14 protein-coding genes and 1 pseudogene are annotated in these 12,757 nt (G+C 76.1%); 7 read left to right on the forward strand and 8 right to left on the reverse strand.

All coding sequences use genetic code 11. The annotated features are described in order from the left end of the window. The 3 genes and pseudogenes from AB0E83_RS33220 to AB0E83_RS33230 form a co-directional block, all read left to right on the forward strand. Positions 1-495, forward strand: a pseudogene (locus AB0E83_RS33220) (hypothetical protein); the annotation flags it as partial. A 41-nt stretch (positions 496-536) separates the two neighbouring features. Further along, positions 537-1,733 (forward strand): pyridoxal-phosphate dependent enzyme, encoded by a 1,197-nt coding sequence (locus AB0E83_RS33225; protein WP_362120175.1) that lies wholly within the window; start codon positions 537-539, stop codon positions 1,731-1,733. A 62-nt stretch (positions 1,734-1,795) separates the two neighbouring features. Next, positions 1,796-2,323 (forward strand): GNAT family N-acetyltransferase, encoded by a 528-nt coding sequence (locus AB0E83_RS33230; protein ID WP_362120177.1) that lies wholly within the window; start codon positions 1,796-1,798, stop codon positions 2,321-2,323. A gap of 14 nt (positions 2,324-2,337) precedes the next feature. Here the strand turns inward: AB0E83_RS33230 and AB0E83_RS33235 are convergent, their stop codons facing one another. From AB0E83_RS33235 to AB0E83_RS33245, 3 genes are read right to left on the reverse strand one after another with little or no spacing between them, the layout of a single operon-like run. Next, a complete protein-coding gene (locus tag AB0E83_RS33235) occupies positions 2,338-3,417 on the reverse strand; it encodes a HAMP domain-containing sensor histidine kinase (RefSeq protein ID WP_362120179.1) in 1,080 nt (359 codons plus the stop codon). Further along, a complete protein-coding gene (locus AB0E83_RS33240; protein WP_362120181.1) occupies positions 3,410-4,084 on the reverse strand; it encodes a response regulator transcription factor in 675 nt (224 codons plus the stop codon). Before AB0E83_RS33240 ends, AB0E83_RS33235 begins: the two co-directional genes overlap by 8 nt. 10 nt (positions 4,085-4,094) lie before the next feature. Beyond that, on the reverse strand, positions 4,095-4,790 hold the full coding sequence (locus tag AB0E83_RS33245; RefSeq protein WP_362120183.1) for a VanZ family protein: 696 nt from the start codon (positions 4,788-4,790) through the stop codon (positions 4,095-4,097). Positions 4,791-5,045: 255 nt separating this feature from the next. Between AB0E83_RS33245 and AB0E83_RS33250 the strand changes: the two genes are divergently transcribed. Further along, positions 5,046-5,963, forward strand: coding sequence for a carbohydrate kinase (locus AB0E83_RS33250; protein ID WP_362120185.1), 918 nt, complete (start codon positions 5,046-5,048; stop codon positions 5,961-5,963). A gap of 28 nt (positions 5,964-5,991) precedes the next feature. Here AB0E83_RS33250 and AB0E83_RS33255 read toward each other — a convergent pair whose 3' ends face one another. Both AB0E83_RS33255 and AB0E83_RS33260 read right to left on the reverse strand, forming a co-directional pair. Continuing rightward, on the reverse strand, positions 5,992-7,281 hold the full coding sequence (locus AB0E83_RS33255) for a bifunctional GNAT family N-acetyltransferase/ATP-binding protein (RefSeq protein WP_362120187.1): 1,290 nt from the start codon (positions 7,279-7,281) through the stop codon (positions 5,992-5,994). Positions 7,282-7,508: 227 nt separating this feature from the next. Further along, the gene (locus tag AB0E83_RS33260) at positions 7,509-7,946 is read right to left on the reverse strand and encodes an SPW repeat protein (protein ID WP_362120189.1); all 438 of its coding nucleotides are present in this window, start codon (positions 7,944-7,946) and stop codon (positions 7,509-7,511) included. A gap of 176 nt (positions 7,947-8,122) precedes the next feature. Between AB0E83_RS33260 and AB0E83_RS33265 the strand changes: the two genes are divergently transcribed. Next, positions 8,123-8,488 carry a cupin domain-containing protein gene (locus tag AB0E83_RS33265; protein ID WP_362120191.1) on the forward strand — a complete coding sequence of 122 codons (366 nt, stop codon included), beginning with the start codon at positions 8,123-8,125 and terminating at the stop codon, positions 8,486-8,488. A 68-nt stretch (positions 8,489-8,556) separates the two neighbouring features. On the opposite strand, the gene AB0E83_RS33270 is transcribed toward AB0E83_RS33265, so the two are convergent. Continuing rightward, on the reverse strand, positions 8,557-10,440 hold the full coding sequence (locus AB0E83_RS33270; protein WP_362120193.1) for a glycoside hydrolase family 15 protein: 1,884 nt from the start codon (positions 10,438-10,440) through the stop codon (positions 8,557-8,559). A gap of 246 nt (positions 10,441-10,686) precedes the next feature. Here AB0E83_RS33270 and AB0E83_RS33275 point away from each other — a divergent pair, with 246 nt between their 5' ends. Together AB0E83_RS33275 and AB0E83_RS33280 are read left to right on the forward strand one after the other, a co-directional pair. After that, positions 10,687-11,199 (forward strand): DinB family protein, encoded by a 513-nt coding sequence (locus tag AB0E83_RS33275; protein WP_362120195.1) that lies wholly within the window; start codon positions 10,687-10,689, stop codon positions 11,197-11,199. Positions 11,200-11,206: 7 nt separating this feature from the next. Further along, positions 11,207-11,626 carry a DUF4440 domain-containing protein gene (locus tag AB0E83_RS33280; RefSeq protein ID WP_362120197.1) on the forward strand — a complete coding sequence of 140 codons (420 nt, stop codon included), beginning with the start codon at positions 11,207-11,209 and terminating at the stop codon, positions 11,624-11,626. Positions 11,627-11,858: 232 nt separating this feature from the next. On the opposite strand, the gene AB0E83_RS33285 is transcribed toward AB0E83_RS33280, so the two are convergent. Then, entirely contained in the window at positions 11,859-12,221 is a 363-nt protein-coding gene (locus tag AB0E83_RS33285; RefSeq protein WP_362120199.1) for a hypothetical protein, read from the reverse strand. A 53-nt stretch (positions 12,222-12,274) separates the two neighbouring features. Further along, complete coding sequence (locus AB0E83_RS33290; RefSeq protein WP_362120200.1) at positions 12,275-12,673, reverse strand: nuclear transport factor 2 family protein; 399 nt, start codon at positions 12,671-12,673, stop codon at positions 12,275-12,277. Between the last annotated feature and the right edge of the window lie 84 nt (positions 12,674-12,757).

The following is a 12,757-nucleotide window of genomic DNA, read 5'->3' on the forward strand; positions in this document are numbered from 1 at the left end:
GGCGGGCCGGCCGTGCGGACGCCCTCGGCGGCGGCCGATCCGCGCCGCGCGGACCACGGGAAGCCGGCGGCGGAGCCGGCCGCGCACGATCCGCACCCCGCGATCCTGTCGGCCGCGATGGCGGGACGGCACGCCGAGGCGGCGGAGATGGCGGCCGCGTGGGAGCGGGACGCGCTGCGGCGGTTCGGGCCCCGCTCGGAGGAGGCGGTGCACTGGATGGAGGTGCGGGCGGACCTGGCCCGGCTGGCGGGAGAGCCGGCCCGCAGCTGCGAGTTGTGGCTCGCGGTCGCCGAGGCGCGGCTCGGGCTGCGCCAGCGGCCGGACGACCGGGACGTCGAGGGCGCGGCGGACCGGGCCCACCACCAGTGGGAGCAGATCACCGACCCGGCCCGCGCCCGCGCCCTCGGCCCCGCCCTCGTCTCCCTCCGCCGCCGCGTCCCGGGCCGCCGCCCCGGCGCCCTGGAGGCGCTCCGCCGCCGGATGCACGCCCGCTGACCCGGCGGCCGGCCGGTTCCGCCCCCGCAGGAAGGTTCTCCGTGACGTCTCTCGCCCGCGCCCAGAGGTCGCTCGCCGATCCGTCCGTACGGCATCCGCTGTGGCCGCCGCTCACCGAGGGGTGCCCGGTGACGTCCACCGACGGGGTCGCGTACCCGCTGGAGGTCGACTACGACTACGGCGCGGTCCCGGCGGACCTCTTCGCCCGGCCCGCCGCGCACGGGCTCGAACGGTGGGCGCCGCTGCTGCCGCCGCTGGCCGCGCCGGGGCTGGGGGAGGGGAACACGCCGCTGGTGGAGCTGGCCGACGGGGTGTGGGTGAAGGACGAGTCGCGCAATCCGACGTGGAGCCACAAGGACCGGCTGAACCGGGTGGCCGTGAGCGCCGCCGCGGCCTCCGGGGCGCGGGGCGTCGTCGTCTCCTCGTCCGGCAACCACGGCGCGGCGGCCGCCGCGTACGCGGCCCGGGCGGGGCTGCCGTGCGCCGTGTTCACCTCGCCGCACGCGCCGCCCGCCGTCGCCTCCCACCTGCGGGCCTACGGCGCGACCGTGCTGACCGTCCCGTACGCGTCCGTACGGCCCCTGATGCGGCGGATCGTCGACGAGCTCGGCTACCAGTCGGTCAGCGGCGTCACGGACTCCGCGCACACCGGGCACCCCTTCGGGCCCGAGGGGTACAAGACGATCGCCTACGAGATCGCGCTCGCGCTCGGGCGGGCCCCGGCCGCCGTCCACGTGCCCACCGGATACGGGGAGCTGCTGTTCGGGATCGCCAAGGGCTTCCAGGAGCTGGCCCGGCTGGGGGTGACCGGGAGCGTGCCCCGGATGTACGGCGTCGAGCCGGCCGCCGCCGGCGCGCTGACCGAGGCGCTGCGGACCGGCCGCCCGGCCGTCCGGGTGCCCGTCGGGCCGACCGCCGCGTACGCCATCGACTGCGAGGTGAACGGCTACCGCGGGGTCCTGGCCGTACGGGGGACCGGCGGCGCCGCGCGGACGGTGACGGAGGAACAGTTCGCGGCGGCGCGGGCCGAGCTGGCCGCCCAGGGCGTCTGGTGCGAGACGTCGGCCGCCGCCGGTCTCGCCGGGCTCCGCGCGCACGGCCCCGACCCGGCCGGCGAGGACGGGCCCGTCGTCTGCGTGGTCACCTCCAGCGGCTACAAGGACGTGGCCACCGGCCGGGAGGCCGTCACGCCGGCGGACGACGACTGGAAGACCGTACGGGCCGCCCTGGAGGCGTGAGGCCGTCACGCCCGCCCCTCCCGTCGTCCCGCCGCCCCCGGTGCCCTGCGATGATCTGACGCATGACCGTCCCCCCGCGCCGCCGTCCGGCGGCCACCGCCTCCGAGGCTCCCGGCGGGGCCGTGCTCCGCACCGCGCGGCTGCTGCTGCGGCCGGTGCGGGGGGCGGACGTGCCGGCCCTGACCCGGCTCTGGACCGATCCGGAGGTGCGGCGGCACCTCGGCGGGCCGGTCGTCGAGCCGGTCGTACGGATCCGGCAGCGGCGGATCGTCGGCGCGCCCGGCTGCCACGCGGTGGTCCGCGCCGAGGACGGGGTGCTGCTCGGCCTCGTCACCGTCGAGGCCGAGGGGCGGGGCGGCGAGGCCGAGGTGTCGTACCAGTTCCTGCCGGAGCACTGGGGGAGCGGGTACGCCCGCGAGGCGGTGGCCGCCGTGGTCGCCCGGACCCTGGAGACCGCCCCGAGCGTGGTCGCCGTCACCCAGGAGGCCAACCACCGTTCCCGCCGCCTCCTGGAGGCCGTCGGGCTGGAGCACGCCGGGGACTTCGTGGAGTGGGAGGCCCACCAGGTGCTGTACCGCCGCCGGGCCTGAGGCCGGGCCGGTGCCTATCGCGGGCCGGGCAGCCGGACCGTGACGACGAGGCCGCCGCCGGGGCGGGGGACGAGGTCGAGGGTCCCGCCGTGGGCGCGGACGATGCTGTGCACGAGGGCGAGGCCGAGACCGGCGCCGGCGTGCTCGTCGGTGCGGGCGCGGGCCGTCCCGCGCTGGAACGGCTCGGTGAGGGTCGGCACCAGGTCGGGCGGGAGCGGCCGGCCCGTGTTCTCGACCCGCACCACGCCCGCGCCGTCCCGCTCCTCGGTGCGGACCGTCACGGTGCCGCCGGAGGGGAGGTTGTGGACGACGGCGTTCTGGACGAGGTTCGTCACCATCCGCAGCAGGAGCTCCGGGGAGCCGCCGGCCCGGGCCTCCCCGCCGGTGACGTCGAGGGAGATCCCGCGCCGCTCGGCGAGGGGCAGGAGGGTCTCGGCGGCCTCCTCGGCGAGGAGGGAGAGGTCGACGCTCTCGCGGGTGACGTTCCCCCGGTCGCTGCGGCTGAGCAGCAGCAGCGCCTCGGTGAGGTCGATCGCCCGCGTGTTGACGGCGTACAGGCGCTCGACGAGCTCCTCCCGGTCCCGCGTGGGGTCCTTGCGGGCGACGTCGAGCAGCGTCCGCGAGACGGCCAGCGGGGTGCGCAGCTCGTGGGAGGCGTTCGCGGCGAACCGCCGCTGCTCGGCGACGTGCGACTCCAGCCGTTCGAGCATGGCGTCGAAGGCGTCGGCGAGTTCCCGGAACTCGTCCCGGCGGCCCTCCATCCGGATCCGGTGGGACAGCGACCCGCTCCCGGCCAGCCGCGCCGCGGCCGTGATCCGGGTGAGCGGCGCGAGCATCCGGCCCGCGAGGAACCATCCCCCGGCGAGGCCGAGGACGAGGAGGCAGGCCATCGCCACGGCCGCGGCGCGGCCGAAGACGCGCGAGAGGAGGTACCGGTTGGGCGAGATCCCGAGCAGGCCCTGGGAGTTGTCGGGGACGTACCGCAGGAGGAACAGCCACACCACGGCCAGCAGGACGGTGCCGGTGACGAGGACGAGCCCGGCGTAGCTGAGGGTGAGCCTCAGGCGGGCGCTGAGCCCCGGGCGCCTATCCACCGGCGCCGCCGGCGTCGATGCGGTAGCCGACCCCCGGCACCGTGGCGATGACCCAGGGCTCGCCGAGCCGCTTGCGCAGGGCGGAGACGGTGATGCGGACGGCGTTGGTGAAGGGGTCGGCGTGCTCGTCCCAGGCCCGTTCGAGGAGCTCCTCGCTGCTGACGACCCCGCCGTCGGCGGCGACGAGGACGTCGAGCACGGCGAACTGCTTGCGGGTGAGCGCGACGTACCGCCCGTCGCGGAAGACCTCCCGGCGGAAGGGGTCGAGGCGCAGCCCCGCGATCTCGCGGACCGGCGGCCGGGCGTGGGCGCGCCGGCGGTCGAGGGCCCGCAGCCGCAGGACGAGCTCCCGCAGCTCGAACGGTTTCGTCAGGTAGTCGTCGGCGCCCAGCGCGAACCCGGACTCCTTGTCGTCGATCCGGTCGGCGGCGGTGAGCATGAGGATGGGCATGCCGCTGCCGGAGGCGACGATGTGCCGGGCGATCTCGTCGCCGGACGGGCCGGGGACGTCGCGGTCGAGCACCGCCAGGTCGTAGGAGTTGACGCCGAGCAGTTCCAGGGCGGAGTCGCCGTCGCCGGCGACGTCCGCGGCGATCGCCTCCAGCCGGAGGCCGTCCCGGACGGCTTCGGCCAGGTAGGGCTCGTCCTCCACGATCAGTACGCGCATGGGACGAAGCCTAGGCAACGCCGCGTATCGGCCGCGTATGGCGCGGGGCGGCCCCCGTGCGCCACCAGCGGCGCGACGCCAGCGCGGCCAGCGCGGCGCCGCCGGCGTTGACCAGGACGTCGTCCACGGAGGACACCCGGTCCAGCCGGAGGACGTACTGCGCGGTCTCCACCAGGACCGAGCAGCCCGCCCCGAGCGCCAGGACCCGCGGCAGGGACGCCAGGGCCGCGTACCGCACCGGGGCGAAGAACCCCAGCGAGGCGAAGGCCAGCAGGTTGCCGGCGATCCCGAGCGTCCCCATCGTGGCCAGGTCCCGCAGCGGCACCAGGCTCACCCGGCCGGGGACGACGCCGGCCCCCGCGCCCGGCATCAGGATCAGCCACAGGAACGGCACCGTGCCGTGGACCATGCCCACCTCGGCCAGCGACCGCCGCCACGCCGCCGGGTCGCCGGCGGCCCGCCGGCGCCCCGCCAGGGCCGCCGCCACCAGCAGGGAGAGCGGCACCGTGACCAGCGTCATGAGCACCACCCCGTTGAAGGTGTCGAAGCAGCCGTGCCACCGCCCGGCCAGGCACCGCGGAGCGGCCATCAGGAGCGGCCTCCGCAGGGCGAAGGCGGCGGCCGCCAGGCCGAGGCCCGCCAGGCAGAGGAGCGCGATCCCGCGCGCGCGGCGGGACGGCGGTGACAGGGTGGTGTCGTCGTTCATGCGCCCATGGGACACGACGCGGCGTCGCGCCGGCGTATGCGCTTCCCGATACGCCGGCGATACACGGACCCGCCCGCCGGGGCACCCGGATCCGGGCCCTCCCCGACGGGCACGGGATCATCGACCCGACCGACCCGACCGACCCGACCGACCCGACCGACCCGGACGCCGTCCGCGCCTCCGGGCACGCCGGCCCGAACGTCCTGGCGACCGGGCAGCCGCCAGGACGCCTACGCCAAGGAGCTGTGAAACCCGATGTCCTTCCTGGTGATCGGCGAGTGCGTCGCCGACATCGTCCGCGACCCCGGCGCCGCCGACGTCGTCCACCCCGGCGGCAGCCCCGCCAACGTCGCCCACGGCCTCGCCCGGCTCGGCAGGGACACCACCCTGCTCACCCAGCTGGCCGACGACGCCTCCGGGCGGCTCATCACCGGGCACCTCACCGGCGCCGGGGTGCGGCTCGCCGTCGGCGGCGTCCCGGCCCGCACCCCGTCGGCCGTCGTCTCCCTCGACGGACGCGGCCGGGCGACGTACTCCTTCGACATCACCTGGACCCTGAGCGCCGAGGAGCCGCCGGCGACCCCGGCCCCGGTCCGGCACGTGCACCTCGGCTCGATCGCGGCCGTCACCGAGCCCGGCGCCGCCACCGTGCTCGCCCTGACCGAGCGGCTGAGGCCGGCCGCCACCGTCAGCTACGACCCGAACGTGCGGCCCGCGCTGATGGGGGAGCACGAGGCGGCCGTGGCCCGGGTCGAGCGGTGCGTCGCCCTCGCCGACCTGGTGAAGGCGAGCGACGAGGACCTGGCCTGGCTCCATCCGGGCGAGCCGCCGGAGGCGGTGGCCGCGCGCTGGCTGGCGCTCGGCCCGGCCGTCGTCCTCGTCACCCGGGGCGGGGACGGGGCGCTGGCGGTGACCCGGGAGCACACGGTGGCCGTGGGGGCGCCGGCCGTCTCCGTCGTCGACACGGTCGGCGCGGGCGACTCCTTCATGTCCGCCGTCCTCGACGCCCTCGCGGGCCGGGACCGGGCCGGGCTCGCCGGACTCGGCCGCGCGGAGCTCGCCGGGCTGCTGGCGCGGGCGACCGCCGCGGCGGCCGTCACCGTCTCCAGGGCGGGAGCCCAGCCGCCCGACCGGGCGGAGCTGGACGCGGCCCTGGCGGGGGACCGGGGCTGAGGCGCCCCGCTCCGGGCCCGGGCGGGCGTCAGGTCCGGGCGTGGCTCGTGATGTCCGCCGCGAACAGCTCGATCAGCTCCGGCGTCACCGTCGGGCGGGCGGCGGCGATCGCCGCCAGGTAGTCCGCCGTGCTCGCGCCCGGCGCCGGGGCGTCCGCGCCCCGGCCGCCGACGGCGAGGAGGTCCCGCTCGAAGGAGGACTGGGCGGCGACCCGGGCCGCGTGCTCGATGTCCGCCGGGGTGAACAGGTCGCTGGCGAGGACCAGTTCGTCGATGTCCACCTCGGGGCGGCCGTCGGTGTAGCGGGACCAGATCGCGGCCCGGGCGGCCTTGTCCGGCGTGCCGATCGGGATCAGGTAGTCGAAGCGGCCCGGCCGCAGGAAGGCGGGGTCGAGGGAGCGGACCGAGTTGGTGGCGCACACCAGGAGCCGCTCGTCGCGCTCCCGGAAGCCCGGGATCAGCTTGAGGAGTTCGTTGGTCACCCCGTGCAGGCCGCCCGGCCGCGCCGGCTCGGAGCGCACCGGGGCGATCTCCTCGACCTCGTCGATGAAGACGAGGACCCGGTCCAGCTCCGCGATCCGCGCGAAGGCGGTGCGCAGCGCCGCCGCGAGGTTCCCGCCGTCGGCGAGCCGCGACGGCAGGATCTCCACGAACGGCCAGCCGAGCCGGGAGGCCACCGCGCGGGCGAAGGTGGTCTTGCCGGTGCCGGGCGGGCCGAAGAGGCAGATCGCCCGGGGCGGCCGGACCCCGTGCCGGGTGGCCCGCTCCGGCTCGGCGAGCGGCAGCACCACCCGCCGCTCGATGAGGTCCTTCTCCCGCTCCATGCCGGCCACCTTCGCCCACAGGTCGCCCGGGAGCAGCCGGCCGCCGAGGTCGTCGAGGAGCCCGGCGGCGGGCCCGTGCAGCGGCTCGGTCTTCTCGAAGTACGCCACCGCCGGCTGGCGCGTGTAGCCGGCGTTCAGCAGCCCCTCGCCGAGCAGCTCCTCCTCCGGCAGGACGTACGCGATCTTCCCCACCCGGGCGGCGACCAGCTTCCGCTCCAGCTCCACCAGGAGCGCGCTGGCCAGGCCCCGGCCGCGCCAGGCGGAGGCGATCGCGATCCGCATCACCCAGGCGCGCTCCCCGGAGACGCAGGCGAGCGCGGCGCCGATCGGCACGCCCTGGTGGACGGCGACGACGGCCGGCTGGCGGGAGGTGAGGGCGCCGATGCACTCGGCGAGCGAGAAGACGGACTCCTGGCCGAGCTCGGCCGTGGTGTCGATCAGGTGGACGACGGCGGCGAGATCGCTCTCGCGGTAGTCGTGGATGTGCCAGTTCACCGGTGGTACCGCCCCTCGTGCGCACGCCGTCCGCCGGACCGCGTGCCGTTGTGCGTGCCGTGTCTCTCGTTGCGGCGAGGCTAGGCGCGCGGCGGGGGGCGGGGCCTGCGCCATCCTGCACAAGGCGGGGCGGGGAAACGCGCCGCTTCGTCACTGGGCGGAGCGGCGCGTACGCGTACGGCGGCGCTCCCGGGGGAGCGCCGCCGCACGGGCGGGAGGCGGGTGCCTCACTTCCTGCGCTTGCTCATCAGCAGCCCGCCCGCGGTGAGCGCGAACAGGCAGACGCACGCGCCCGCGATGACGTTGTTGAGGATCATGCCGGTGTCGGGGTTCCGCGTGACGACCCACGGGGCGACGATCGTCCAGGCGCCGAGCAGCAGGACCACGAAGTTGAGGTCCTGGGAGCGCTCGGGGGCCATCGAGGTGCACAGGCCGAGGACCGCGAGCGCGATGCCGACGACCAGGTTGGTGATGGCCAGTTCCGGCCTGGCGGCCGCGAAGTGGACGGTGTACGCGGAGACCGCGATCCACACGCCGGCGAGGATGACGAGTTCCTCGACGGCCGCCACTCCTCTGGTCTGCATGATCTGTGCGTACCGGGCGCGCATCTCCGTGGCGTCCGGGTGTCCCGCGATGTCACCGTGGCGGTGAGAGACGTCGGCCATGCGACTCGCCTCCTTGCTGGCGTGTTACGTGTCGGACCGCGCTCGCGGCGCGAAGGCCGCAGTCCCATTGTGCGCTTATATGTTCCTTATGTGAAGGGGGAACGAGAACGCCGGACCGGTCCGGCGTACGCTGGGAGAGGACTCGGGGCACCCGCTCACCGCCGGAGGCGGAGACGATGACCGGCATCGTGCGAAGAAGCTTCGACACAGCGGACGAGACCCGTCCCTTCGAGGGCGGCAAGGGCAGGCTCGACCTGCTCACCACGGAACAGGGCGCCGTCGGGCGCGCCGTGTTCGAACCCGGCTGGCGGTGGTCCCAGCACGTGAAGCCGATCGCCGGCACGGACAGCTGCCAGGCGGCGCACGTGGGGTACGTGGTCAGCGGCCGCATCCACGTCGTCATGGACGACGGCGAGGAGGACGACTTCGGTCCCGGAGACTTCATGCAGGTCACCCCCGGACACGATGCCTGGGTCGTGGGCGACGAACCCTGCGTGGCCCTCGACTGGAACGGCTTCGGCGACTACGCCAAGCCGTCCTGACGGCGGAGACCGGGTGACGGGGCGGCCGTGCCCGGCGGCCGCCCCGCGCCGTGCCGGCGCGCGGTCCGCTACGCGAAGTGCCGCCCCCGCGGCGTCCCTTCGCGCGGCTCCCGGCCCGGCCGGGCGGCGACGGCGTCCAGGGCCTCGTCCAGGGTGGTCGCCGCCATGATCAGCGACAGGTGGGTGAACGCCTGCGGGAAGTTGCCCAGTTGCTCACCGCTGGGCCCGATCTCCTCGGCGAACAGGCCGACGTGGTTGGCGTACGTGAGCATCTTCTCGAACGCGAACCGCGCCGGCCGCACCCGCCCGGCCCGCGCCAGGGCGTCCACGTACAGGAAGGTGCACAGGCTGAACGTGCCCTCGGAGCCCCGGAGTCCGTCCGGGGCGGCCCCCGGGTCGTAGCGGTGCACCAGACTGTCCACGACCAGGTCCCGCTCGATCGCGTCGAGGGTGCTCAGCCACATCGGGTCCGTCGGGCCCAGCAGCCCGGTCCGGGGGATCAGCAGCAGCGAGGCGTCCAGCACGTCCCCGCCGAAGTACTGCGCCAGCGCGTTCCGCCGCCCGCTCCACCCCCGCCGCATGACCTGCGCGAAGATCTCGTCCCGCGCCGCCCGCCAGGCGTCCAGGGCCGCCGGCCGGCCGAACTCCTCGGCCAGCCGCAGCCCCCGGTCGAAGGCCACCCAGGACATCACCCGGCTGAAGGTGAAGTCCTTCCGGCCGCCCCGGGTCTCCCAGATGCCCTCGTCGGGCTGGTCCCAGGACTCCGCGAGCCAGTCGAGCATCCCCGACACCGCCCGCCACCCCTCGTACGTCGGCCGGGTGTCCAGGCCCCGGCCCTGCGCCAGCGCGTACAGCGCCTCGCCGTAGACGTCGAGCTGGAGCTGGTCCGCCGCCGCGTTCCCCACCCGCACCGGGGCCGAGCCCCGGTACCCCTCGAACTCCGTCAGGAGCTCCTCCGGCAGCCACGGGTCCCCGTCCACCCGGTACATGATCTGCAAAGGCTGCCGCGGGCCCCCCGCCGGCCCCGCCGACCGCTCGGTGACCCGCGCCGTCAGCCAGTCCGTGAAGGCGGCCGCCTCCTCCACGAACCCCAGGTCGAGCAGGGCCCGTACGGCCAGCGAACCGTCCCGCACCCAGGTGTACCGGTAGTCCCAGTTCCGCTCCCCGCCCACCCGCTCCGGCAGCCCGAGCGTCGGCGCCGCGATCGGCGCGCCCGACGGCAGGTAGGTCAGCAGCTTCAGCGTGATCGCCGACCGGTGCACCATGTCCGGCCAGCGGCCCCGGTAGCGCGCGGTGCGCACCCACCGCTGCCAGAAGTCCACCGCGTCCCACAGCTCCTCCTCCACCCGCCGCACGTCCGGCAGCGGCGGCGCGGCGGCGTCGGGGGCGTCCACGGTGAACGAGGCCCCGGCGAGCTCCCCCTCCGACAGCTCCAGACGGCCCCGCACGTCGAACGGCCCGTCCCGCTCCAGCGGCACGTTCGACTGGAGGAAGGCCGACGCCCCCGGGGCGCGGAAGGACGCCGTCCGGCCGTCCAGCCGGAGCTCGTGCGGGGTCCGCCCGAAACCGAACCGCGGCCGGCACTCCAGCGTGAACGTGACGCTGCCGCGCGTGCACCGCACCACCCGCATCAGGGCGTGCCGGGCGGACGGCCGGCCCGACCGGTCCGGCGGCATCCAGTCCATCAGCTCGCCCACCCCGTCCGGGGACAGGAACCGGGTGACGAGCAGGGCCGTGTCCGGGTAGTAGAGCTGCTTGACCGTCACGTCCGGCCCGTCGACGGAGAGCCGGAACCAGCCGCCCCGGTCGTGGTCGAGGAGGGCCGAGAAGATCCCCGGCGAGTCGAAGCGGGGCGCCGCGAACCAGTCCACGACGCCCTCGTCCGAGATGAGCGCGGCGGTCTGCAGATCCCCCACCAGACCGTGCGCGGCGATGAGCGGATAGCGCTTCATCCCTCCACTATCCGCACCCCTCCCGCCGCGCGCCCGCCGACGGGATGCCGGCGGGGCGCCGCCGGGGCGCCACCGGGGCCGGCGGGGCGGACGGGGGCGGGGCGTACGAGGGGGCGGAGGGCGACCGGTCGGTGAGGGGAGGGGCGGGGCGTGCGAGGGGCGGGGCGGGGAGCCGTCCGCCGAGTGCCGCCGAGCACCGCCGAAAACCACCGGACCCGGCGGCAGGGTCCGGGGCACAATGCCGCCATGATCCAGGACGACCGCCGCACCCCCGTGCCGCGCACCGGCGCCGACGAGCGCACCACGCTCACGGCCATGCTCCAGTTCCAGCGCGACACCCTCGCGCTCAAGTGCGCCGGGCTCACCCCCGAGCAGCTCAAGGAGCGCGCCGTGCCGCCCTCCGGGCTCTCCCTCCTCGGCCTGGTCCGGCACGCCGCCGAGGTCGAGCGCGGCTGGTTCCGCAACGTCCTGGCGGGGGAGGAGAGCCGCAGCCCCTGGACCCCGCCCGGCGCCACCGAATGGGCCGACTTCGACGTCGAACACGCCGACGCCGAGGCCGACCTCGCGGTCTGGCACGCCGAGTGCGCCCGCTCCCGCGCGATCGTGGACGCGACGGCCTCCCTCGACGACACCGGCACCCTGGGGGACGAGACGTACTCCGTCCGCTACGTCCTCGCCCACATGATCGAGGAGTACGCCCGGCACAACGGCCACGCCGACCTGCTCCGCGAGCGCGTCGACGGCGCCACGGGGGAGTGACGGTACCGTGACGGCTCCTCAGCACCCCGACATCGCCGAGGCGATCACGCGCGAGCGCCTCCTCCACGACCCCGCCGTCCGGCTGTCCCGGCCGCTCGCCGAGGAGCTGTTCGACCCGGAGTTCAGGGAGGTCGGCGCCTCGGGACGGCTCTGGACGCACGCGGAGATGCTCGCCGCCCTGGGCGAGCTGCACGGCGGCGCGGACGGCCCGCCGATCATCGCCACGGCCTTCGCCGGCACGGTCCTCGCCCCCGGACTCGTCCACCTCACCTACGAGACCGTCATCGACGGCCGGCACGCCCGGCGTTCGTCGGTCTGGCGCCGCGACGCCGCCGGCACGCTCCGGCTCTTCTACCACCAGGCGACGCCGGTGCCGGGCACCGGCGTCCGGACGGAGGCCCCCTCCCCGCCCGCCGGTCAGGCGTAGGCCGTTTCTTCCGGATCATGCCGGGCTCGCGACTCCCCCAGCTACCGCTGGGAGGTGCCCCCATGCGCACGCACTCCCCCAGAGGGGGGACCCCCAGCCGCGTTGTCGTCGGTCGCCGATGTCCCCCGGCTACCGCCGGGAGGTGCCCCCACCGCATGGACTCCCTCCTCCGCCTTGCGAGCGCACGCACCGGACGCCGCTCCCTGATCCGGCCTGACCCGGAAGAAACGGCCTAGGCGTCCGTCACGCAGTCCGCCGCGCAGCCGTACCGCCGGAAGCCCCGGCGCAGCGCGGCGGCGGCGTCCTGCCGCTCGACGTGCTCGTGGCCGTACCGCTCCCGGGCCAGCCGCTCCACGGCCGCCACCGTGACGATCGCGGGCTCGCCCTCGCCGGCGGCGCGGCGGGCCGCCGCGATCGCCTGCTCCGCGGCCCGCTCCAGGTCCCGGACGTACGCCGCGTGGGCCATCCGGCCGGCCCGGCGGGCGGCGAACGGGCGCACGGCGCGCCCCTTCCACACGATGCCGGCCACGATCAGGACGAGCCCGGGGCCCAGCAGGAACACACCGCCCACGACCTCCTCGGCGGTCCACCCCATGCGCCCTCGCCTCCCCGTCCGCCGGCCGTCGATTCTACGGGCGGCGGCGCCGGTCACGCCTGCATGAGGTCGCCGTGCCGGTGCGCCACCCGCCACTCGCCGTCCTCGCGCCGGTACGCCTGGGTGGCCCGCAGGGTGTAGGTGCGGGGCTCGCCGTCCACCGACGCCGAGATGTGCTCGAAACAGGCGGTGTAGGCCATGTCGCCGACGACGTCGTGGCTCACCACCTCGATGCGGTACGAGGTGCAGGCGGAGAAGCGCCGGGCGAGCGCCGTGAACAGCGTGTCCACGTCCTTCTGCCCGACGGCGTTGTACCAGGCCCCCAGCACGCTCACCGGGTCGCGGCGCGACCAGAGCGCCCGGCGCGGAGCCGGGTCCCCGTCGTGCAGCGCCCGTTCGGCGGCCTGGAGGTCGGTCCTGACCCACGTCAGGAAGGCGTCCCGGTCGGTCATGCCTTCATCATGCGCCCGCCGCGCCCGCCGCGCCCGCCGCGCCCGCCGCGCCCGCCGCGCCCGCCGCGCCCGCCGCGCCCGCCG

The organism is Streptomyces sp. NPDC035033, assembly GCF_040636735.1.
Taxonomy (GTDB): domain Bacteria; phylum Actinomycetota; class Actinomycetes; order Streptomycetales; family Streptomycetaceae; genus Streptomyces.